Origin of the sequence: Paraburkholderia sp. EG286A, assembly GCF_040965375.1 — a bacterium.
In the GTDB taxonomy this organism is placed as follows: domain Bacteria; phylum Pseudomonadota; class Gammaproteobacteria; order Burkholderiales; family Burkholderiaceae; genus Paraburkholderia.
Genome location: NZ_JBFRCB010000002.1, coordinates 77,102 through 98,790, shown reverse-complemented (window position 1 = coordinate 98,790; position 21,689 = coordinate 77,102). Strand labels below are relative to the sequence as shown.

At 66.3% G+C, this 21,689-nt stretch carries 25 protein-coding genes; 15 read left to right on the top strand and 10 right to left on the bottom strand.

The genetic code is table 11. From position 1 onward, the window contains the following. Positions 1-152 precede the first annotated feature (152 nt). The 3 genes from AB4Y35_RS07160 to AB4Y35_RS07150 all read left to right on the top strand — a co-directional run bounded on the left by AB4Y35_RS07160 (position 153) and on the right by AB4Y35_RS07150 (position 1,947). Positions 153-884, top strand: a complete 732-nt coding sequence (locus tag AB4Y35_RS07160; protein ID WP_028203358.1) for an RNA polymerase sigma factor FliA — start codon at positions 153-155, stop codon at positions 882-884. 282 nt (positions 885-1,166) lie between these two features. After that, the gene (locus AB4Y35_RS07155) at positions 1,167-1,499 is read left to right on the top strand and encodes a DUF1778 domain-containing protein (RefSeq protein ID WP_368703931.1); all 333 of its coding nucleotides are present in this window, start codon (positions 1,167-1,169) and stop codon (positions 1,497-1,499) included. After that, positions 1,462-1,947 (top strand): GNAT family N-acetyltransferase, encoded by a 486-nt coding sequence (locus tag AB4Y35_RS07150; protein ID WP_368703930.1) that lies wholly within the window; start codon positions 1,462-1,464, stop codon positions 1,945-1,947. Before AB4Y35_RS07155 ends, AB4Y35_RS07150 begins: the two co-directional genes overlap by 38 nt. Positions 1,948-2,055: 108 nt before the next feature. Here AB4Y35_RS07150 and AB4Y35_RS07145 read toward each other — a convergent pair whose 3' ends face one another. The 3 genes from AB4Y35_RS07145 to flgA form a co-directional block, all read right to left on the bottom strand. Continuing rightward, a complete protein-coding gene (locus AB4Y35_RS07145; RefSeq protein WP_069264359.1) occupies positions 2,056-2,499 on the bottom strand; it encodes a flagella synthesis protein FlgN in 444 nt (147 codons plus the stop codon). Between the two features lie 50 nt (positions 2,500-2,549). Next, positions 2,550-2,894: a flagellar biosynthesis anti-sigma factor FlgM gene (gene flgM / locus AB4Y35_RS07140; RefSeq protein ID WP_324149884.1), complete on the bottom strand. Its 345-nt coding sequence runs from the start codon at positions 2,892-2,894 to the stop codon at positions 2,550-2,552. A gap of 180 nt (positions 2,895-3,074) precedes the next feature. After that, entirely contained in the window at positions 3,075-4,382 is a 1,308-nt protein-coding gene (gene flgA / locus AB4Y35_RS07135; protein WP_368703929.1) for a flagellar basal body P-ring formation chaperone FlgA, read from the bottom strand. A 246-nt stretch (positions 4,383-4,628) separates the two neighbouring features. On the opposite strand from flgA, the gene AB4Y35_RS07130 reads away from it, so the two are divergent. From AB4Y35_RS07130 to flgL, 12 genes are all read left to right on the top strand, one after another. Continuing rightward, positions 4,629-5,144 carry a flagellar basal body protein gene (locus AB4Y35_RS07130; RefSeq protein WP_368703928.1) on the top strand — a complete coding sequence of 172 codons (516 nt, stop codon included), beginning with the start codon at positions 4,629-4,631 and terminating at the stop codon, positions 5,142-5,144. A 93-nt stretch (positions 5,145-5,237) separates the two neighbouring features. Further along, positions 5,238-5,663 carry a flagellar basal body rod protein FlgC gene (gene flgC, locus AB4Y35_RS07125; protein WP_028203363.1) on the top strand — a complete coding sequence of 142 codons (426 nt, stop codon included), beginning with the start codon at positions 5,238-5,240 and terminating at the stop codon, positions 5,661-5,663. Between the two features lie 204 nt (positions 5,664-5,867). Further along, complete coding sequence (locus AB4Y35_RS07120) at positions 5,868-6,515, top strand: flagellar hook assembly protein FlgD (RefSeq protein WP_368704624.1); 648 nt, start codon at positions 5,868-5,870, stop codon at positions 6,513-6,515. Between the two features lie 26 nt (positions 6,516-6,541). Continuing rightward, the gene (gene flgE / locus AB4Y35_RS07115) at positions 6,542-7,780 is read left to right on the top strand and encodes a flagellar hook protein FlgE (RefSeq protein ID WP_368703927.1); all 1,239 of its coding nucleotides are present in this window, start codon (positions 6,542-6,544) and stop codon (positions 7,778-7,780) included. A gap of 27 nt (positions 7,781-7,807) precedes the next feature. Then, positions 7,808-8,566: a flagellar basal-body rod protein FlgF gene (flgF, locus tag AB4Y35_RS07110; protein WP_324155033.1), complete on the top strand. Its 759-nt coding sequence runs from the start codon at positions 7,808-7,810 to the stop codon at positions 8,564-8,566. Positions 8,567-8,637: 71 nt separating this feature from the next. Further along, the gene (gene flgG, locus AB4Y35_RS07105; RefSeq protein ID WP_368703926.1) at positions 8,638-9,426 is read left to right on the top strand and encodes a flagellar basal-body rod protein FlgG; all 789 of its coding nucleotides are present in this window, start codon (positions 8,638-8,640) and stop codon (positions 9,424-9,426) included. A gap of 32 nt (positions 9,427-9,458) precedes the next feature. Continuing rightward, positions 9,459-10,172, top strand: a complete 714-nt coding sequence (locus AB4Y35_RS07100; RefSeq protein WP_368703925.1) for a flagellar basal body L-ring protein FlgH — start codon at positions 9,459-9,461, stop codon at positions 10,170-10,172. Further along, positions 10,166-11,365, top strand: coding sequence for a flagellar basal body P-ring protein FlgI (locus AB4Y35_RS07095; protein ID WP_368703924.1), 1,200 nt, complete (start codon positions 10,166-10,168; stop codon positions 11,363-11,365). The genes AB4Y35_RS07100 and AB4Y35_RS07095 overlap by 7 nt, the downstream gene beginning before the upstream one ends. A 10-nt stretch (positions 11,366-11,375) precedes the next feature. After that, positions 11,376-12,371, top strand: coding sequence for a flagellar assembly peptidoglycan hydrolase FlgJ (flgJ, locus tag AB4Y35_RS07090; protein WP_368703923.1), 996 nt, complete (start codon positions 11,376-11,378; stop codon positions 12,369-12,371). Between the two features lie 268 nt (positions 12,372-12,639). Continuing rightward, complete coding sequence (locus AB4Y35_RS07085) at positions 12,640-13,401, top strand: flagellar brake protein (protein ID WP_368703922.1); 762 nt, start codon at positions 12,640-12,642, stop codon at positions 13,399-13,401. Positions 13,402-13,610: 209 nt separating this feature from the next. Beyond that, entirely contained in the window at positions 13,611-15,638 is a 2,028-nt protein-coding gene (gene flgK, locus AB4Y35_RS07080) for a flagellar hook-associated protein FlgK (protein WP_368703921.1), read from the top strand. 11 nt (positions 15,639-15,649) lie between these two features. Further along, positions 15,650-16,894, top strand: a complete 1,245-nt coding sequence (gene flgL / locus AB4Y35_RS07075; RefSeq protein ID WP_368703920.1) for a flagellar hook-associated protein FlgL — start codon at positions 15,650-15,652, stop codon at positions 16,892-16,894. An 84-nt stretch (positions 16,895-16,978) separates the two neighbouring features. Here the strand turns inward: flgL and fliR are convergent, their stop codons facing one another. The 7 genes from fliR to fliL all read right to left on the bottom strand — a co-directional run bounded on the left by fliR (position 16,979) and on the right by fliL (position 21,622). Further along, a complete protein-coding gene (gene fliR, locus AB4Y35_RS07070) occupies positions 16,979-17,770 on the bottom strand; it encodes a flagellar biosynthetic protein FliR (protein WP_368703919.1) in 792 nt (263 codons plus the stop codon). 52 nt (positions 17,771-17,822) lie between these two features. Then, positions 17,823-18,092: a flagellar biosynthesis protein FliQ gene (fliQ, locus tag AB4Y35_RS07065; RefSeq protein ID WP_028203375.1), complete on the bottom strand. Its 270-nt coding sequence runs from the start codon at positions 18,090-18,092 to the stop codon at positions 17,823-17,825. A gap of 10 nt (positions 18,093-18,102) precedes the next feature. Beyond that, entirely contained in the window at positions 18,103-18,846 is a 744-nt protein-coding gene (fliP, locus tag AB4Y35_RS07060; RefSeq protein WP_368692334.1) for a flagellar type III secretion system pore protein FliP, read from the bottom strand. A 102-nt stretch (positions 18,847-18,948) separates the two neighbouring features. Beyond that, entirely contained in the window at positions 18,949-19,449 is a 501-nt protein-coding gene (gene fliO / locus AB4Y35_RS07055; RefSeq protein WP_368704623.1) for a flagellar biosynthetic protein FliO, read from the bottom strand. A 173-nt stretch (positions 19,450-19,622) separates the two neighbouring features. Beyond that, positions 19,623-20,081, bottom strand: a complete 459-nt coding sequence (gene fliN, locus AB4Y35_RS07050) for a flagellar motor switch protein FliN (RefSeq protein WP_342920371.1) — start codon at positions 20,079-20,081, stop codon at positions 19,623-19,625. Further along, positions 20,074-21,072: a flagellar motor switch protein FliM gene (fliM, locus tag AB4Y35_RS07045; protein ID WP_368692332.1), complete on the bottom strand. Its 999-nt coding sequence runs from the start codon at positions 21,070-21,072 to the stop codon at positions 20,074-20,076. The genes fliN and fliM overlap by 8 nt, the downstream gene beginning before the upstream one ends. A gap of 46 nt (positions 21,073-21,118) precedes the next feature. Continuing rightward, positions 21,119-21,622 (bottom strand): flagellar basal body-associated protein FliL, encoded by a 504-nt coding sequence (gene fliL, locus AB4Y35_RS07040; RefSeq protein WP_368692325.1) that lies wholly within the window; start codon positions 21,620-21,622, stop codon positions 21,119-21,121. Positions 21,623-21,689: the final 67 nt, after the last annotated feature.

Genomic DNA, 21,689 nt, shown 5'->3' with positions numbered 1-21,689 from the left:
ACGGGTGTGCATCCCGCACCCAACGCAACATCCGCGTCCGCGTCGTCCCATGTGGGCTGGCGGACCGATACGCCCGCGCAGCGGACGTCGCCGCAGCACGTCTGACGTGCGCACGACGACGCCAATCAGGGAGATGAGAAGTGGAGAGCACGATGTATAACGCTCAAGGAAAGATTTCGCAGGCCGACGTGCTCGCGAAGTACGCGCCGCTCGTGAGGCGGCTCGGCTTGCAGCTCGTCGCCAAGATGCCGGCGAGCGTGGACCTCGACGACCTGATCCAGGCCGGCATGATCGGCCTGCTCGACGCGGCCAACCGCTACAAGGAAGATCAGGGCGCGCAGTTCGAGACCTATGCGAGCCAGCGCATTCGCGGCGCGATGCTCGACGAGCTGCGCAGCAACGACTGGCTGCCGCGCAGCCTGCGCCGCACCTCGCGTGAAGTGGAAAGCGCGGTGCACAAGGTGGAGCAGCGGCTCGGGCGCTCGGCCAGCGAAACGGAGATCGCCGAGCATCTGAGCATGCCGCTCGACGAGTATCAGAGCATGCTGCAGGAACTGCACGGCAGCCAGCTCATCTACTACGAAGACTTCGACCGTTCCGCCGAGGACGAACCGTTCCTCGACCGCTACTGCGTCGATCATTCGGACCCGCTCTCGGCGCTGCTCGACGACAGCCTGCGCGGCGCGCTCGTCGAGGCGATCGACCGGCTGCCCGAACGCGAGAAGCTGCTCATGTCGCTCTATTACGAGCGCGGCATGAACCTGCGCGAAATCGGCGCGGTGATGGAGGTGAGCGAGTCGCGCGTGTGCCAGCTGCACAGCCAGGCGGTGGCGCGCCTGCGCACGCGGCTGCGCGAGATGTCGTGGGCCGGCCAGGAGAATTGAGGCGGTAGACGCTCCGCGCGGCTGCCAGCGCGGACCGGGTGGGTGAAAGAGCCGGAGTGCGAGAGCGCTCCGGCTTTTTTGTTGATGCGCGGATCGAACTGCGTGGTGCCAATTTGACACCATGCGTGATATAGTGACTCCATTCCGTAGATGGAGGTCGACACGGCCGAACCGGATTCGAGTTGTCGCCGGAAAGCCGCGCCCCACGTCTCGCTTTAGAACCTCGGACTGCCGTCCGCCGAACGATGTAGGCGTGTGCCGGGCCCGAAAAAAGGATGAACAATGGCTATCAACAACGGTATGGAAAACTCCAGCCGCGGGCGTATCACTGCCCGGTTGAGCGCGGAGAAGCAGGAAATCCTGCAGCTGGCTGCAGATCTTTCGGGCAGTACCCTCAACCAGTTTATTGTGCAAGCCGCGCTCAGGGCTGCTGAGCAGGTTATCGAGCAGGAAGAGGTCATTCGTTCCATCCGCCTGACGATGGACGAATCGAAGCGCTTCTTCGCGCTGCTGGATGAGCCGCCGAAGCCCAATGAGGCGCTGCAGCGTGCGATGGCTCGCTTCAGGAAGAACAAGGGTGAAAACGCAGATTCGTCAGCTCAGGGAGAGCGATGACCGCAACAGCTTCGATTGCGGCGTCGATTCGATGAACGAATGGATTCGCCACGTAGCGAGCCAGCACCAAAAAAAGAATCTGTCCCGTACTTACGTTGCCGCGGCATCGTCTGCACCGTGCACGATAACCGGCTACTACGCGCTAGCGGCGACAGCAGTTGAAACGGAAGGCATGCCGGGAGCGAGACTGCCGAGGAGCGTGTCCGCGGTCCTGCTCGCCCGATTGGCGGTGGACACACGGCACCGGGGCCACGGCCTTGGCGAATATCTCCTGATGCACGCACTGGATGTCGTGCTGACAACGGCGGAAGCGGTAGGTGTGCAATGTGTTCTCGTCGATGCGCTCGACGCAAACGCAGCGGGGTTCTATCGGAAATACGGATTCGAGTCGTTCACCGATGCGCCGCGCAGACTCTTCCTGCCCGTCGCGACGATCAGGCAGGCGTGAAGGCCTCCCCCATATATCCGCCATTCAGGCTAGTCATCGCCCCAAACAAAAAAGCCGAAGCATCACTGCTTCGGCTTTTGTCTTTGGGCGAACGACGTGCGTGCGCGCTTACAGCCCGAACGCCGGCAGCCGCCCATCGGGACCGTACAGCATCGAGCCGTTGCCCGTTTCGCCGCGCAGGATCGACAGCGCGCGGCGGTTATGTTCCATGCGCGTGCGGATCATCATGCCGATGGTGAGATTCTTGCGGCGCGCGCGCTCGGTCGAGCCCTTGAGCAGCGCCCACTGGCTTGCCAGACGCGCGTCGCCGTCGCAGGCCATTTCGATGCCCTTGCGGCCGCCCGGCAGGCCGAGGCCGGCCAGTTGCGCGTCGCGCGCTTTTTCGAGGCCCGCGAGACGCTGCGTGAGCGTCGTTTTCTGCTCGACGATCTGCGGCAGCGCTTCCATGCCGTCGGCCGACACGAGCGCCTTTTCTTCATAGGCGAGCAGCGACGCGAACGCCTCGACCGTGGCGTGTTCGTCGATCAGTGTGGCCAACAGGGCATCTTTCATTGCAAGGCACCAAAAAAAGCGAGGTTTGCGCGGCGCTCGCGCATCGGGCGTCAGTTGCCCGACGTCGGCTTCATGAGGTCGCGCGCGGTCTGGATCACGCCGTCGGCGATCTTGCCGGAGTCGATCTGCAACGTGCCGTTGCGGATCGCGTCCTTGATCGACTGCACGTGCGCCGTGTCGATGTCGGCCGAACCGCTCGCCGCGAGCGAGCGCATCGTCGACGAGAGCGACGAGAGGCTCACGTTCGCGCCGCCTTGAGCGGCGGCGGTCGTGCTGCCTGCCGCGCCGGAGGTGGCCGCGGTGTCGGTGCTTACGCCGGTCGAATCGGCTTGCGAGCGCGCGAGGCCATCCTGCAGCGTGCGCGGATCATTGCGGGTGGAGGAGTCAACTTTCACGATGGGCGTTCCTGATCGATTTGACCTTGATAACGGCACAGGTCGGGCCGAACTTTAGCCGAAAATCCCACCGTTACATGCTGTTACGTGTGCTGGCGCACCAAGCCGGAAACGGCCGGATCGGGCCGTTGGACGGGGCTCTGCACACCCTGATCCGGCCCTTACCAGCGCTTACCGGCCCTAGATCTGCACCTGTACAGTTCCTGCGTCCTTGACCACGCCCGAGATGATCTGGCCGCCGCTCGTGCGTACGCGCACCTGCTGGCCGGGCTCGGCGTTGTTGAGCGCGCTGCCCTCGGCGGAGATCGTGAAGTTGCTGCCCACGGCGATCACCTTGACCGTCTGTCCGATGACCACGGAGGCGGCGCTGCGCAGCATGTCGGTGCGCAGCGGCAGTCCCGCGGAAATACGCGCGAGCGCGACGGCGCCGGTCGCCTGGTTGGGATCGGTGATGATGGTTTGCGGCAGGTTCGCGAGGTCGCCCGCGCGCGGCATGAAATCGGCGGCCGAAAGCGCTTCTCCCGCGCCGATCTGGCGCGAGGCCACGTAGTAGGTCACGTCCACGGCAATGCGCGCGCTCACATAGAGCGTCCACGGCTTCGCGCCGATGCAGCGCACGCCCACGGTCGTGTGTCCGTAGGTGCGCGCGCCCGGCGGCATGAACGGCTCGAGCGAGGTGCAGGCCGCGAGGCCGCGCGGAAACACCGGCGCGACCGTGATGCCCACGTGGCCCGGCAAGCCCGCCGACTGCTGCTGCAGGAAGGCGAGCGCGACGGCGCGGATCGATTCGCCGTCCTGCTGGCCCGGCGGCGTGGCCTGCACGTTCGTGGCGACGGCGCTGGTATTGGGGTTCGGCGGCGCGCTGGTGCTTGCGCTGGCAACCGGCTTCGCGCCCGCGAGCGCCGCTGCGCCCGCGTCCACGACCACCGGGGCGACGCGGTTCGCGGCGGTAGACAGGTTCACGCGCTGCAGCGCGCCCGCGTTGTTCGCATTGGCCGCCGGCACGCGCATGGGCTGGGCGCTCGCGCCCGGCGCGGGAACCGTGACGATGCGCGGCGCGTCGCCCTGGGGCGCCCGCTCGCCGGGACCCGGAATCGTGATCATGCCGTTCGACTCGACACCCGCGCGCGCATCCTCGGGCACGCCGTGCGAATTCAGATCGGCGTAGCTGGCCGCGCGCAGCGGCGCGGCCTCGGTGGCGGGAGCACTGCTGGCCGCAGCCGCGGCGGGCTTCTTCGCATTGCTGGCGAGCAGCGCGTTCATCTGCGCGGCGTCGGCGCCCGCGCGGTCGCCCGGGCCCGCGATGAAGATCTGGCCGCCGGCGGCTTCCGGTTGCGCCGGCGTTTGTGCATGCGCGAGCGTGCCGCCAAAGAGCCCTCCGCCAAAGGCGCAGGCAAGCGCGCACGTCCAGGACGCGCGCCACGACAGCGCGCGCACACGCCGCTCCAGGCCGGCGTGCGGCCTACGCAAGGTGGCAGTCTGCGGCATTGTCGTTCTCCATCGAATGCATTGACACGCCTCGCATTCTAGGCGGCGGCCCCCGCGCGCTAGCGTCGAATAGAGGGGCGCTTTACCGGCTATTCGTCCGATTGGTTCTTGCCACCCCCGCCTAATATTCCACTCCATGCGCAAAGGCCTTCGGACCACGCGCCTAACGTTTGCGCCGGTTTTCTCGCCGATGGCGAGCCCGCCGCGCTCAAGTCGAATCCTTTTTCGTTTCACGGAGAACGCCCGATGCTGGACAAACTCGATGCCGAATTCGCCTTCGGGCGCGAAGCGCTCGATGTGCGCGCCACGCGGCAGGCATTGATCTCTTCGAACATCGCGAACGCCGACACGCCGGGCTACCAGGCGCGCGACGTGGACTTCGCGGCGTCGCTGGCTGGCGCGCTGCGCCAGCAGGGCGCCGGCGGCACGGTGGGCATGACGGCCACCTCGGGCGGCAACGTCCAGCCGCTTGCCATGGCGCAGCCCGCGGGCGTGACGAGCGGCATGCAGATGGCATCCACGGAGTCGGGCCACATGGCCGGCGACGCAAAGCTGATCCCGACGGGCGGCCCGGCCGACACATACAAGAGCCAGCTCATGTACCGCACGCCGGTGCAGCCCGCGCTCGACGGCAACACGGTCGATCTCGACACCGAACGCGTGCAGTTCGCCGACAACGCGCTGCACTTCGAGTCGGGCATGACGGTGGTCTCGCAGCAGATCAAGACGATGCTCTCCGCGATCACCTCGGGTTCGAGCTGATCGCCGCACGCAGCGCAGCCGGAAAACGCAGTAACGAAGCCATCAACGACCAACGCGCGCGTGACGCGCACCTGATGTGAGGTCAACGAAACCATGCCATCCCTGATGAACATCTTCAGCGTTGCGGGCTCCGCCATGACGGCGGAATCGCAGCGTCTGAACGTGACGGCGTCCAATCTCGCCAACGCCGACAGCACGACCGGCCCCGACGGCCAGCCGTACAAGGCGAAGCAGGTCGTGTTCGCGGTGAACCCGCTCGGCGGCGCGCGCACGGCCTCGGGCCAGCAGGTGGGCGGCGTCAGGGTGACCGGCGTGGTGGACGACCCCACGCCGATGAAAGAGACCTACGACCCCGACAATCCCTCCGCCAACGCGGACGGCTACGTGACGATGCCGAACGTCGATCCGGTGCAGGAGATGGTGAACATGATCTCGGCGTCGCGCTCGTACCAGGCCAACGTCGAGACGCTGAACACGGCCAAGACGCTGATGCTCAAGACGCTCACGATCGGAACGTAAAGCGGGAAACCTGGAAGCACGGCACGCCGCAGCAAGAAGAGAGACGGCAGTAAGCACAAGAGACCAGCGGGCGCGCAACGAAACCGCGCCTGCCACCACCACACGCCAAAGCACGAAGCGCAATCGAGGGAGAACGCGTTGAGTTCCAGCAACACAACCATTGGCGGCAGCACCGCCACCGTGTCGCAGCAACTGCTCGACACCATGAACGGCACGAGCTCGAGTTCGTCGTCGGCGTCGTCGAGCGGCACGAGCGCGAGCGACCTGCAGTCCACCTTCCTGCAGATGCTCGTCGCCCAGTTGCAGAACCAGGACCCGACCAATCCGATGGACAGCTCGCAGATGACCTCGCAGCTCGCCCAGATCAACACGGTGTCGGGCATCCAGCAGCTCAACACGTCGCTGTCGTCGCTCTCCACCCAGCTTTCGGCAGGCCAGAACGCGCAGGCCGCGCTGCTGATCGGCTCGACCGTGCTCGCCCCGGGCAGCAGCGCCGCCGTGTCGAGCGGCAGCGCGCCGCAGCTCGGCGTGACGCTGCCTTCGGCGGTCTCGGACGTGAAGCTCACGATCACCAACTCGTCGGGCCAGGTCGTCAACACGCTCGACCTCGGCGCGCAGTCGGCCGGCACCGTGCCGGTCACCTGGAACGGCAAGGACAGCGCGGGCAACACGGTCGCCGACGGCACCTACACGATCACCGCGAGCGCGACGACCAACGGCCAGTCCGCCACGGCAACCGCGCTCGTCGCGAGCCAGGTGCAGGGCGTGGTCCAGAAGTCGGACGGCACCCCGAGCCTCTCGCTCGCCAACGGCAAGACCGTCGCGCTTACGAGCGTCGGCGCCATTCTCTGAACACGATAAACGCGGAGTAGACAACCATGGGCTACCAGCAAGGATTGAGCGGCCTCGCCGCGTCGTCGAACGACCTCGACGTGATCGGCAACAACATCGCCAACGCGAACACCGTTGGCTTCAAGCAGAGCACGGCGCAGTTCGCCGACGTCTACGCGAACACCATCGCGACGTCGGTGGGCAACCAGATCGGCCTCGGCGCCTCGCTGCAGACCGTGCAGCAGGACTTCGCGCAAGGCACGATCAGCACGACGGGCCAGGCGCTGAACGTCGCCATCAACGGCAACGGCTTCTACCAGATGTCGAACAACGGCACGATCACGTATTCGCGTAACGGCGTGTTCCAGCTCGACAAGAACGGCTTTATCACCGACGCGTCGGGCAATGACCTGATGGGCTATGCCGCCAGTTCGACCGGCGTGGTCAATACGGCGCAGACCGTGCCGCTGCAGGTGCCGACCACCAACATCGCGCCGGTTGCGACCAAGAACATCACGGCGCAGCTGAACCTGAACGCGCAGGCCACGACGCCGACCACGACGCCCTTCAGCGAAACGGACTCGTCGAGCTACACGTATTCGACGTCGGTCACGGCCTACGACACGCTCGGCGGCACCCAGACGGTCAACATGTATTTCGCGAAAGACGCGACGAGCGGCCAGTGGGACGTTTATGCAGGTCAGGCCGGCTCGGTGGCGAAGATCGGCACGGCACAGTTCAGCTCGTCCGGCGCGCTCCAGAGCATCACGGCCTCGGGCACGGCATCGACCAACGGGACCACGTCGCTCACCTTCAGCATTAACCCGACGGACGGCTCCACGGCGCCCCAGTCGCTGACGCTCGACCTCGCGGGCACGACCCAGTACGGCTCGGCCAACGGCGTGAACAACCTCGCCCAGGACGGCTACGCGAGCGGCACGCTGTCGAACTTCTCGATCGGCGCGGACGGCACCATCACCGGCAACTACTCGAACGGCCAGACCATGGCGCTCGGTCAGATCGTGCTCGCCAACTTCAACAACCCGAACGGTCTCCTGAACCTGGGCGGCAACCAGTTCCAGCAAACGGCGGCATCGGGCGTCGCGCAGGTCTCCACGCCGGGCAGCACGAACCACGGCACGCTCACGGGCGGCGCGCTCGAAGCGTCGAACGTCGATCTGACGAACCAGCTCGTCGACCTGATCACGGCCCAGCGCAACTACCAGGCGAACGCGCAGACCATCAAGACGCAGCAGACCGTCGACCAGACGCTGCTGCAGATGTAACGCGTCTAACCACGTACCGGGCACATCATGGACCGACTGATCTATACCGCGATGACGGGCGCGAGCCAGGCGCTCGAGCAGCAGGCCGTCGTCGCGAACAACCTCGCGAACGTCTCGACCACGGGCTTTCGCGCGCAGCTCGCCAACTTTCGCGCCGTGCCGATGTCGTTCGGCGACGGCTCGACGGTGAACGACCAGACCACGCGCACCTACGTGCTCTCGGCGACGCCTGGCTCGGACATGACGCCCGGTGCGATCTCGCATACCGGCAACCCGCTCGATATCGCGGTCCAGGGCCAGGGTTTCATGGCCGTGCAGACGGCCGACGGCAACGAGGCCTATACGCGTGCCGGCAACCTGCACGTCGATGAAAACGGCCAGCTCGTCACGGCCAACAACCTGCAGGTGATCGGCGGCGGCGGCCCGATCGCGGTGCCGCCCGGTTCGGCGGTCACGATCGGCAAGGACGGCACGGTTTCGGCCATCGCGCCGGGGAGCCCCGCCAACGCGATCGCCATGATCGACCAGATCAAGTTCGTCAACCCGCCGGCCGGTGCGCTCACGCGCGGTGACGACGGCCTGTTCCACACGTCGGACGGCAACCCCGCCGACGCGGACCAGACCGTGCAGGTCGCGACCGAGTCGCTCGAGGGCAGCAACGTGAACCCGGTGGCGGCGATGGTCTCGATGATCACCAACGCGCGCCAGTTCCAGATGCAGACCAAGCTGCTCCAGAACGCCGACCAGAACGAGCAGAGCGCGAACCAGCTGCTCAACTTCAGCTAAGCCATTTCAAGTTAATGAAGGCCGCTTCGCGCCGCACGACGCGCGCGAGGCCGGACCGGGAGAAAGACACCGTGAACCGATCGCTCTACATCGCCGCCACCGGCATGAACGCCCAGCAGGCGCAGATGGACGTGATCTCGAACAACCTCGCGAACGTGAGCACCAATGGCTTCAAGGGCTCGCGCGCCGTGTTCGAGGACCTCATGTACCAGACGCTGCGCCAGCCGGGTGCGAACTCGACCCAGCAAACCGAACTGCCCTCGGGCAGCCAGGTGGGCACGGGCGTGCAGCAGGTGGCGACCGAGCGTCTCTACACGCAGGGCAACCTGCAGCAGACCGGCAACTCGAAGGACGTGGCGATCAACGGCGCCGGCTTCCTCCAGGTGCAGATGCCCGACGGCACCACGGCCTACACGCGCGACGGCTCGTTCCAGACCAACGCGCAGGGCCAGCTCGTGACGGCGAGCGGCTACCAGGTGATGCCGGCGATCACGGTGCCCGCCAACGCGACCTCGCTCACCATCGGCAGCGACGGCGTGGTGACGGTCACGACGCCGGGTTCGGCCAACAACACGACCATCGGCACGCTGCAGCTCGCCATGTTCATCAACCCGGCCGGCCTGCAGTCGAACGGGCAGAACCTGTTGTCGGAAACGGCATCGTCGGGCGCGCCCACGGTTTCCACGCCGGGCCAGAACGGTTCGGGCACGCTCAACCAGGGCTACGTGGAATCGTCGAACGTGAACGTCGTGCAGGAACTCGTGAACATGATCGAGACGCAACGCGCCTACGAAATCAACAGCAAGGCGGTCACCACTTCTGACCAGATGCTGCAAACCCTCAGCCAGATGCAGGTCTGAGGTCTCCCTGGTTAATCAAGTCGGTGAAGAATATGTCGCAGTCCGTTCGAAACCATCCTCGCATCCGCGCGCGGCATCCGGGCAATCCCCGGGCGCTCGTGGCGGCTGTGGCGCTCGCGATGCTGGCGGGCTGCGCCTACCTACCCAACCGGCAGCCGATCACGCAGCAGCCCATGACGGCCGTGCCGCCCCCGCCGCCCGCGAACACCTCGCCGGGCGCGATCTACAACCCCGGCTACGCGGGACGGCCGCTCTTCGAGGACCAGCGTCCGCGCAATACCGGCGACATCCTCACGATCGTCATCTCCGAAAACATCAACGCGACCAAGTCGTCGGGCGCGGCCACCAAGCGCGGCACCAGCGCGAGCTTCTCGGGCACGGCGAACTTCCTGCCGGGCTTCTTCAACCGCGCCAACCTGAATACGACGGGCGCGAACCAGTTCGACGCCACGGGCGGCGCGAACGCCTCGAACACGTTCACGGGCGTCATCACCGTGACCGTGACGAACGTGCTGCCCAACGGCAATCTCGTCGTGTCCGGCGAGAAGCAGATGCTCATCAACCAGGGCAATGAATACGTGCGCTTCTCCGGCGTCGTCAATCCGAACACTGTTGCCGGAGACAACTCCGTGCTCTCGACCGACGTCGCCGACGCGAAGATCGAATACTCCGCGAAAGGCGTGATCGACGAAGCCGAGACGATGGGCTGGCTGCAACGCTTCTTCCTGAACATCGCGCCATGGTAAAGATCCGCTTCCATCATTCGCGCCGCTCGCGCGTGAAGGACGTGCTCGCCGCCCTGGGCGTGGCGTTCGGCTTCGTGCTGGCCTGCGGTGCGCTCGTCGCCTACGCGACGCCGGCGCGCGCCGAGCGCGTGAAAGACCTCGCGACCTTCCAGGGCGTGCGCGACAACCCGCTGATCGGCTACGGCCTCGTGGTGGGTCTCGACGGCACCGGCGACCAGACGACCCAGGCGCCGTTCACCACGCAGACGCTCGCGAACATGCTCGCGAACCTCGGCATCTCGATCAACAACACGTCGAGCTCGTCGGGTTCCTCGTCGACGCTCAACAACATGCAGTTGAAGAACGTCGCCGCGGTGATGGTGACGGCGGTGCTGCCGCCGTTCGCGCGGCCGGGCGAGCAGATCGACATCACGGTGTCGTCGCTCGCCAATGCCAAGAGCATTCGCGGCGGCACGCTGCTGCTCACGCCGCTCAAGGGCGCCGACGGCCAGGTCTATGCGCTCGCCCAGGGCAACGTGGCGGTGGGCGGCGCGGGCGCCTCGGCCAACGGCAGCAAGGTGCAGGTGAACCAGCTCGCCGCGGGCCGCATCGCGGGCGGTGCGATCGTCGAGCGCGCGGTGATCTCGCCGGTTTCGCAGCAAGGCGGCCTGCTCACGCTGACCGTCAACGACATGGACTACGACACGACGCAGCGCATCGTCTCGGCCGTCAACAACATGTTCGGCCCGGGCACGGCCTCGCCGCTCGACGGCCGCACGATCCAGGTGCACGGGCCGGCGGATCCGGCGTCGCAGGTGGGCTTCATCGCGCAGATCCAGGACCTCAACGTGAATCCGGCCACGCCGGCCGCGAAGGTGATCCTGAACGCGCGCACCGGCTCGATCGTCATGAACCAGATGGTGACGCTGGAGAGCTGCGCGGTCGCGCACGGCAATCTCTCGGTCGTCGTGAACACGCAGACGGCGGTGAGCCAGCCCGGCGCGTTCTCCAATGGCCAGACGGTGGCGACGCGGCAGTCGCAGATCCAGCTGAAGCAGGACAACGGATCGCTCAAGCTCGTCACGGCGGGCGCCAATCTCGCCGAAGTCGTGAAAGCGCTCAACGCGCTGGGCGCCACGCCGGCGGATCTGATGTCGATCCTGCAGGCGATGAAGGCGGCGGGTGCACTGCGCGCCGACCTCGAGATCATCTAAGGGGTGTAACTTGGATAATACGAAGAACATCGGCGGCGGCAGCCTCGACCTCACCAACCGCTTCGCGCTCGACGTGCAGGGCTTCGACTCGATGCGCGCCGCGGCGAACGCCTCGCCCCAGCAGGGCGTGAAGATGGCCGCGAAGCAGTTCGACGCGGTCTTCACGCAGATGATGCTCAAGAGCATGCGCGACGCGACGCCCGACGACGGCCCGCTCGACTCGCACGACGGCGCCCAGTTCACCTCGATGATGGACCAGCAGCTCGCCCAGCAGATGTCGAACAAGGGCATCGGCGTGGCGAACGCGATGCTCAAGCAGCTCATGCGCAGCATGGGCGGCGCAGCCGGTGCCGATGGCGCCGGCGGTGCGGGCGGCGGCGTGGCGGGCGCGATCTCGGGGCTATCTGGCAAGGACGCGAGCGAAGGCAACCTCGCCATGCTCAACGCGCTCGGCCGCGCCTACGGCAACGCGGCCGCCAACGGCGCACTCGCCAACGGCTCGGGCTACAGCGGCAACAGCGCGCTCACGCCGCCGATCAAGGGCAACGGCGACGCCTCGGTGGACGCCTTCGTCGACAAGCTCGCGAATGCCGCGCAGCAGGCCAGCTCGACCACGGGCATTCCGGCGCGCTTCATTCTCGGCCAGGCCGCGCTCGAATCGGGCTGGGGCAAGCGCGAGATCAAGAACGCCGACGGCTCGTCGAGCCACAACGTGTTCGGCATCAAGGCCAGCAAGGACTGGACCGGCAAGACCGTCTCGACGGTCACGACCGAGTACGTGAACGGCCAGCCGCATCGCGTGGTGGAGAAGTTCCGCGCCTACGACTCGTACGAAGACGCGATGACCGACTATGCCACGCTGCTCAAGAACAACCCGCGCTACGCGTCGGTCATCAACGGCTCGAAGAGCGCCGAAGGCTTCGCGCACGGCATGCAGCGCGCGGGCTACGCCACCGACCCGCACTATGCGAAAAAGCTGCTGACCATCATGCAGCGGATGGCCTGACGATCGATTCGACGGCCGGCGCCGCGGTTGACGTCAATTAGGCAGCCGCAAACGTTGCCTCGGCGCCGTTGCCGGAAGAAGCTGCACACGCGTGTTTCATGCAGGGAAAAGGCACATTTTTTTTACGCCCAATCCCTAAATTTTTCGTAATGTCTGCCGCTAATGCAGGCGAGATGGAAAAGCAATCCGGGCGCTGAGACCGCCCGAACGGCGCGTGCGGAAAGGGTCCGCTCTCGCGCCGGCACGTTCACGAATTTCCGGCAGGCCGATGAATACCGTTCAGTCGAATCCACAGGAAGCAGGCGAGGGCGCGGAAGGCTCCCACGATTTTGGGCGCCGCAATCCGCTCGAGATCGGCGTCCAGCTACGCAATCTCGTCAATCGGGGCGACTTCCTGACCCTCCAGTATCGCGGCGGACAGCTCGTCACGCGCATTCTGGCCGTCAACGGACGCGAGCGCACTTTCGTGTTCGACTGGGGCGCGATGCCCGAGCAGAACACGGGCGTGCTCGCCGCGCCCGAGTGCCTCTTCCACGCCTCGCCCGACGGCGTGCGCGTGGAGTTCAAGACCGCTACGCCGCGGCGCACCGAGTTCGAAGGGCACCCCGCGTTCGAAGCCGATTTCCCCGAAGTGCTGTTCTACGTTCAGCGGCGCGAGTACTTCCGCGTCGACACGCCCGTGCTCGAGCCGTGCATCTGCCGCGGCGAACTGCCGAGCGGCGGCCCGCGCTTCGCGTACGAGGTGCATGACCTCTCGCTCGGCGGCCTCGGGCTGCGCACGACCGACGAGCGCGTCGCGGACCTCGCCATGGGGCTCGTGCTGCCCGACATCGAGCTCGACCTGCGCGCGCACGGCAAGCTGCGCGTGGATCTCGCGCTCGTCGTGCTGCGCTTCATCGATCTGCCCAACGGCGACCGCCGCTATCACATGGGCTTTCGCTTCGACGCGCTGCCCGGCTCGTCCGAAAACACGCTGCAGCGCTATATCACGCAGCTCGAGATGAAGCGCCGCGCGCTCGCGCGTGCCTGAGCGGCACCGCCTCACCCGCACGATCCGCCACACCCTGGCCGGCGCAGCGCATGCTGCGCCGGTTCGCCCGCCGCGCGGCAGCCGCGCACGCGCCCACTCGCTAACGTTTTCGTCCCCATCGGGCGCTCAATTTTTGCAGTCCGTTGCCGTTATACCGTGAGTACACCACGCGGTTTGCCAGGGGGGCAGGCCGCTTTCGAGGATCACGCATGTCCAACATTTTCTCGATCGGTCTGAGCGGCCTGCAGGCGGCGCAGATTGGTATCTCGACCACCGGCGAGAACATCAGCAACTCGACGACCGCGGGCTACACCGTCGAGACGCCGGTGTACCAGGAATCGGCGGGTCAGTACACGTCGAGCGGCTATCTCGGCAGCGGCGTCACCACCGCCACCGTGCAGCGCGCCTACAGCCAGTACCTCACGACGGCCGTCAACAATGCGCAGACGGCCAGCAGCTCGTACACGGCTTCTTACAACCTCGCCACGCAGCTCTCGAACCTCGTGGGCAGCCCGACCTCGGGCATCGCCACCGCGATCACGAACTTCTTCACGGGCCTGCAGAACGTCTCGAATTCGCCTTCGGATACCGCAGCGCGGCAAACCGTGCTCTCCGACGCGCAGACGCTCGCCACCCAGATCAACGCCGCGAGCCAGCAGTACGACGCGATGCGCCAGAGCGTGAACACGCAGCTCACGAGCGCGGTCTCGCAGATCAATACCTACACGCAGCAGATCGCGAGCCTCAACGCGCAGATCACGTCCGCGAGCTCGGGCGGCCAGCAGCCGAACCAGCTGCTCGATCAACGCGATCAAGCCGTGGCCAACCTCTCGAAGCTGGTCGGCGTTCAGGTCGTGCAGGGCAGCACCGGCTACAGCGTGTTCCTCGGCAACGGCCAGCCGCTCGTGGTGAGCAGCCAGAGCTACAACCTCGGCACGCAGCCGTCGAGCACCAACCCGCAGGAACTGGACGTGACGTGGCAGGGCCTGAACGGCGCGAGCGCCGCGGCGCAAGGCACGCCGCAGGTGCTGTCGTCGGCCGCGCTGCAAGGCGGCACGGTGGGCGGCCTGGTCTCGTTCGTCCAGACCACGCTCGATCCGGCGGAGTCGCAACTGGGCGCGATCGTGACGAGCTTCGCCGCGCAGGTGAACTCGCAGAACGCACTCGGCCTCACGCTCTCGGGCGGCGCGGGCGGCAATCTGTTCACGGTGGGCAACCCGCTCGTCACGGCCAGCTCGACGAACCCCGACACGCAGACCTCGGTCAGCGCGACGCTCACGAACAGCACGCAGCCGCTCACCGACAACTACAAGCTGAGCTACGACGGCACGAACTGGAACCTCACCGACACGACCACGAACTCGCTGGTCGCGACCCAGCCGAACGGCACCGCGCCGATCACGATCGGCGGCTTCTCGATTACGCCTTCGGGCACGGTGAGCGCGGGTGACTCGTTCATGATCCAGCCGACGGCCGGCGCGCTCGCGAGCTTCTCGGTCGCGACCAGCGACCCCGCGGCCATCGCGGCGGCCACGCCGGTCGTCGTTTCGGCGTCCACGACCAACGCAGGCACGGCCACCGTGACGCAAGGCGCGGTGGGCACGGGCTATTCGACGACGAACCTGCCGGTCACGCTCACCTACAACTCGACGTCCGGCACGCTGACCGGCCTGCCCAACGGCACGACCGTCACGATCACGACGCCGGGGTCGACCACCACCAGCACCGTGACGATCAGCAGCACCGCGACGCCGCCGGTGACCGGCGTGCCCTACGATCCGACCACGGGTGCGACTTTCACCATCACGAACCTCACGGATTCGGCCGGCGCGAACGCCACCGCGACCAACGTGAGCTTCACGATGACGGGCACGCCCTCGAACAACGACACCTTCACGGTGGCGGGCAACAAGAGCGGCACGCAGGACGGCCGCAACGCGCTCGCACTCGCGAACCTCACGTCGAGCACGGCGTACACGGGATCGACCACGCTGACCACGGCGTATGCGAACTACGTCAACTCGATCGGCAACACCGCCAGCCAGCTGGAGGCGTCGAACACGTCGCAGCAGTCACTCGTGACGCAGCTGACGTCGCAGCAGCAGTCGGTGCAGGGCGTGAACCTCGACGAGGAAGCGGCGAACCTGCTGCAGTACCAACAGCTCTATCAGGCCAACAGCAAGGTGATCCAGACGGCGGCATCGCTGTTCCAGACCCTGATCGGCATTTTCCAGTGAGGCGCTGACCCATGCGTATCGCGACTTCCCAGATTTTTTCCTCCAGTCTGTCGACGATGGAGAACCAGCAGTCCCAGCTCCTTCAGGTCCAGCAGCAGATCTCGACCGGCGTGGCGATTTCGAACCCGGGCGACAATCCGCTCGGCGCCGCGCAGGCCGTGACGCTTTCCGCCACGAGCGCGACGCTCACGCAGTACACGTCGAACCAGACGACGGCGCTCACTGCGCTGCAGCTCGAGGACACGACGCTCTCGAGCGTGACGAGCACGATGCAGAGCATCCACTCGCTCATCATCGAAGCGCAGAACGGCTCGCTCACGGACCAGGCGCGCCAGGCGATCGCCCAGCAGATGCAAGGCGACCGCGACCAGCTGCTCACGCTCGCCAATACCACGGACGGCGCGGGCAACTACATCTTCTCGGGCTTCCAGAGCACCTCGCAGGTGTTCTCGAACAAGTCGGGCGGCGGCGTGACCTACAACGGCGACGCGGGCCAGCGCGTGATGCAGGTGGCCGGCACGCGCAACATCGCGGTCGGCGACACGGGCACGACGGTGTTCCAGAGCGTGCAGGCCGTGGGTTCGGCCAACGTGGCCTCGGGCAGTTCTTCGAACAAGGGCACGGGGGTGATCAGCGGCGTGACGGTGACGGACCCGACCCAGGCGACCAACAACGACAACTACTCGATCGCGTTCGCCACCGACGCGACCACGGGCGCGCTCACCTACACGGTGACCGACAACAGCGTCAGCCCGGCGACGACGACGACGCCGGCCAATTACACCGAAGGCAATCCAATCTCGCTCGGCTCGGGCATGAGCGTGACGATGTCGGGTACGCCCAGCGCGGGCGACTCGTTCTCGGTCACGCCCGCCACGGCGTCGCAGAACACGGACGTGTTCGCGAGCATCGACAGCATCATCGCCGCGCTGAACACGCCCGCGAGCGGCTCCACCGCCGCGGTCGCGAACCTCAACAACGCGCTGAACACGGGCCTTACGCAGATCGGCAACTCGCTCTCGAACGTGATCACGGTGCAGGCTTCCGTGGGCGGCCGCGAGCAGGAAGTGAAGGCGCTGCAAACGGTCACGTCGACCAACTCGCTGCAGGTCACGTCGAACCTCACCGACCTCATGAGCACCAACACGGTGGCCGCGATCAGCCAGTTCGAGCAGCTGTCGAACGCGCTCACGGCTTCGCAAAAGAGCTTCGCGGCAACGCAAAATCTCTCGCTGTTCCAGTACATCAATCCTTGATCGCGAGGCGTTGAGCGGTCGAAAAAAAAGCGGACTCCGGTCCGCTTTTTTATTGCGCTGCGCGCACATCGTGCGAAGCGCGTTTTAACCGTGCGGCCGCAGCGCGCCGGCCACGCGGCCCATCTGGTCGAGACCGCTGTCGAACAGGCGCGCGAAGTAGGGAATCAGGTTCGGCATCATCAGCTGGATGAGCAGCAGGCCCACGAGCATCGTGAGCGCGAAGCCGATCTGGAAGATACCGATTTGCGGGGCCGCACGGTTCAGAATGCCGAGCGACAGATTGGTGATGAGCAGCGCGACCACCACCGGCAGCGAGAGCAGCAGGCCCGAAGTGAGGATCGTCGTGCCATAGTTGGCGATCAGCTGCCAGCCCGAGGCGCCGAGCACGCTCGCCGTAACCGGCAGCGTCTGGAACGTGGCGACGAGCGCCGCGAGCATCTGCAGATGGCCGTCGAACACGAGGAAGGCGAGCATCGCCATCATGTTCAGCCACGAGGAGAGCGCGGGCGAGCTGGTGTTGGCCTGCGGGTCGAAGAAGCTCGCGAAGCCCAGGCCCATGCCGAGACTCATCATGTCGCCGGCCGCGGTCACGACCGCGAACACGAGCTGCATCGTGAAGCCGAGCGCCACGCCGATCAGGAACTGGTTGACGAGAATCCACACGCCCTCGGCGGAAAACACCGTGACCTGCGGCATGGCGCCGAGCGTGGGCGCGACGATCAGCGTGATGAAGCCCGCGAGGCCGATCTTCACGCGCGTCGGCACGGAGCGGTTGCCCACCACGGGCGCGACCGCCACGAGCGCCAGAATGCGCGTGAACGGCCAGAGAAAGGCCGTGAGCCAGGCGTTGAGCTGCGCGTAGGTGACCGTAAACATCGTGTGCCGAAAGACGTGCGCCGAAAGCGCAGAGGGGCGGCCGGAGCTGCGTCTAGCCCGCGAGCTGCGGAATGCTCGTGAAGATGCGGTGCATGTAGTCGAGCATCGTCGTGAGCATCCACGGGCCGGCGATCACGAGCGTGACCGCGATGGCGGCCAGCTTGGGGATGAACGCGAGCGTGGATTCGTTGATCTGCGTGGCCGCCTGGAACAGGCTCACCACCAGGCCCACCACGAGCGCGACGAGCAGCAGCGGCGCGGCAAGCAGGAGCGCCACGTACATCGCCTCGTGGGAGAGCGTCATGACCATTTCGGGCGTCATGTCTATGTCCTCAGGTAAAGCTCTGCGCGAGCGAGCCGATCAGCAGTTGCCAGCCGTCCACCAGCACGAACAGCATGAGTTTGAACGGCAGCGAAATGGTCGCGGGCGAGACCATCATCATACCCATCGACATCAGCACGCTGGCAACCACCAGGTCGATGATGAGAAATGGGATGAAGATCGTGAAGCCGATCTGGAAGCCCGTCTTCAACTCGCTCGTGACGAACGAGGGCACGAGCAGCGTGAGCGGCACGTCCTCGGGTCCCTGCATGGGCGCCGCGTGCGAGATGCGCGCGAAGAGGGCGAGGTCGGACTCGCGGGTCTGGCGCAGCATGAAGGTCTTGAACGGCGCGACGCCGCGCGCCACGGCGTCGTCCATCGAAATCGTGCCGGCCGCGAACGGCTTGTAGCCGTCGTTGTAGGCCTTGTCGAGCACCGGCGACATCACGAACAGCGTGAGAAAGAGCGCGAGGCCCACGAGCACCTGGTTGGGCGGCGTGGTCGTCGTGCCGAGCGCCTGGCGCAACAGCGAGAGCACGATGATGATGCGCGTGAAGCTCGTCATCATCAGCACCATCGCCGGCAGGAACGACAGCATCGTGAGCAGCAGCATCGTCTGCACGCTCAGCGAGTAGGTCGTGCCGCCGTTCGGGCCCGGGCTCGTGTTGAAGGCGGGGAGGCCTTGCGGGCCGCCCGCGCTCTGCGCGTGCGCGAGGTGCGGCAGCGCGAGGGCGAAGGCGCCCGCGCCGAGCATCAGCGCGAACGGGAGCGCCGTTCTGGCGATCTTCGCGAGGGTAGCCGCGCGCGCGCGGACATCGCCGCCTGCGCCCGGCGCATGAAGGGAACTGCCGTGCATTTACTGCGCTCCGCCGTCGTGACGCATGAAACGCGCGTTGATGCGTTTGTTCGCCTCGCTTTTCAGCGCGTCACGAAAGCGCTGTGCGAAGGTGCCCGAGAGGGCGGGGGCGTTGGGAGCGGCTGCCGCGACGCCTGCGGGCAGTTCACCCGCGGGCAGCGTGTGGAGCAGGCGCACGTTGCCGGGCGCGGCGCCCAGCACGAGCCAGGTGTCGCCGATCTCGACCACGGCCACGCGCTCCTTGCCGCCGAGCGATGCGCCGCCCACGGTCTTCACGAGCGCGTTCTTCGGCCCGCCTTGCAGGCCGAGACGCCGCGCGAGCCAGGCGCAGCCGAACACCACGGCGATCACGAGCGCGAGACCCAGCACCGTCTGCACGACCGCGCCGAAGCCGAGCGCGGGGACCGCGCTGCCGGCGATCACGGCGGAGGCGGCCGAAGCCCCCGATGCCGCGCGCGTCGCTTCGTTGACTGCCTGAAGGTCGGCGGCCCGCGCGCTCATGACCGCGAAAACGGCGGCGCCGGCGAGCGAGAGGTGGACGGCGAGGCGCCACGAGAATCGCAGCATGCGTGCGCCGCGGGACTTCCGCGTGCGCTGCATGCCGGTGCCAGAAGCGGCGCCAGCAGGGTTGCCAGCCGGGTTGCCAGAAGCAGCGCCGGGAACAGCCTGGGGTTTCATCGGTTCAGCTTCCGGATCCGCTCGGACGGCGTGATGATGTCGGTGAGACGAATGCCGAACTTGTCGTTCACGACCACCACTTCGCCCTGGGCGATGAGGCAGCCGTTCACGAGCACGTCCATCGGCTCGCCGGCCATGCCGTCGAGCTCCACGACCGAGCCCTGCGCCAGTTGCAGCAGGTTGCGGATGGCGATCTTGGTGCGGCCCAGCTCGACGGTCATCTGGACGGGAATGTCCAGAATCATGTCGATGTCGTTGGCCGTCTTGGTCGAATCGACCTTCGAGAGCGGCTGGAACACGGCCGTCGGTTGCGCGGCCGGCACGTCGTTGCTGTTCTGCTCGGCGAGCGCGCTCGCCCAGTCGTCCATCGAGTCGCTGCCCGCTTCCTGCGCCGCGGCCTCGAAACCCGGGTCGAGCACCGGCTCGTCTGCGCTCGTGCCGTTGATGTCACTCATATCCACCTTCCTTCATCGTGTCGGCTGCGCTGATCATCTTCTGGACCCGCAACGCGTATTGACCATTGAAAATTCCGTAGCCGCACTCCATCACGGGCACGCCGTCCACCTTGGCGGTGATGTGCTCCGCGATGTTCATGGGCAGCACGTCGCCCTTCTTCATGTTCAGGATCTGCTCGAACGTGACGGGCACCTGCGCGAGGTCGGCCGTCAGCTCGACTTCGGCGGCCTGCACCTGCTGCGAGAGTACGCGCACCCAGCGGCGGTCCACGTCGAGCACTTCGCCTTGCAGCGGCGAGGCGAGCACGTCGCGGATCGGCTCGATCATCGAGTAGGGCATGCAGATGTGCAGCGTGCCGCCCGTCGGCCCGAATTCGATCGAGAACTGCGTGACGATCACGATCTCGTTCGGCGTGGCAACGTTTGCGAACTGCGTATGCATTTCAGAACGCACGTATTCGAACTGCAGCGGCCGCACGCTCTTCCACGCGTTCGTGTAGTGCTCGAACACGAGATTGAGCAGCTTGCCGATGATGCGCTGCTCGGTCTGCGTGAAGTCGCGGCCTTCCACTCGCGTGTGAAAGCGCCCGTCGCCGCCGAACAGGTTGTCCACGACGAAGAACACGAGGTTCGGGTCGAACACGAACAGCGACGTGCCGCGCAGCGGCTTCACGTGCACGAGGTTCAGGTTCGTCGGGATCGGCAGGTTGCGGGTGAACTCGCTGTACTTCTGCACGCGCACCGGACCGACCGAGATTTCGGCGGTGCGGCGCATGAAATTGAAGATGCCGACGCGCAACAGGCGCGCAAAGCGCTCGTTGATGATTTCGAGGCCGGGCATCCGGCCGCGAACGATCCGTTCCTGCGTCGCGATGTTGTAGGGCCGAACGCCCTTGTTGTCGGAGCCGCCCGAGTCGGAATCGACTTCGCCGGTGACGCCTTTGAGGAGGGCATCGACCTCCTCCTGGGACATGAACTCGTCGTGACCCATCGTCATGATGACTGGCCCTCCATCGCGGGAATCATGTCAGTCACGCTCACTGGACGACGAATTCGGTGAACAGCACGTCGTCGACGTGCATCGGCTTCTCGTTCGCGCCGGCAGGCTGCGAGATCAGCACGGCGAGTTCCGTGGCGAGCGCACGCTTGCCGTCGAGCGGCGCGAGGTCGGACGGATGCTTGTTCGAGAGCGCGAGCAGCAGGCGGCTGCGGATCTCGGGCATGCGCGCAACGAGCGCGTCCTGGGTGGCCTGGCTGTCGAGCTTGAGCGTGAGGCCGATGCGCAGGTAGTGCGACTCGCCGTCGTCGGATTGCAGATTGACGGTCATCGGTTCGAGCGCGTAGTACACGGACACGGCCGGGGGCGCGGCGGCCGGCGCGGCCGGCGCGCTCGGGGCGTGGCGCGACATGAAGAACCACGTCGCGCCGCCCGCCGCGGCGGCGGCGAGGATCGCAATGAGCGCGATGACGATAATGCGCTTCATCGGTCCGGGTTTCGCGCCCTGGGGCGCGGCTTGCTGGGATGCGGTGGTGGTCGCCATGTCGAAAAGTCAGCCTGGATGCTTGCAAGGGTCCGGGGCACCGACCTGGTGGTCAGTCCGGGCATGC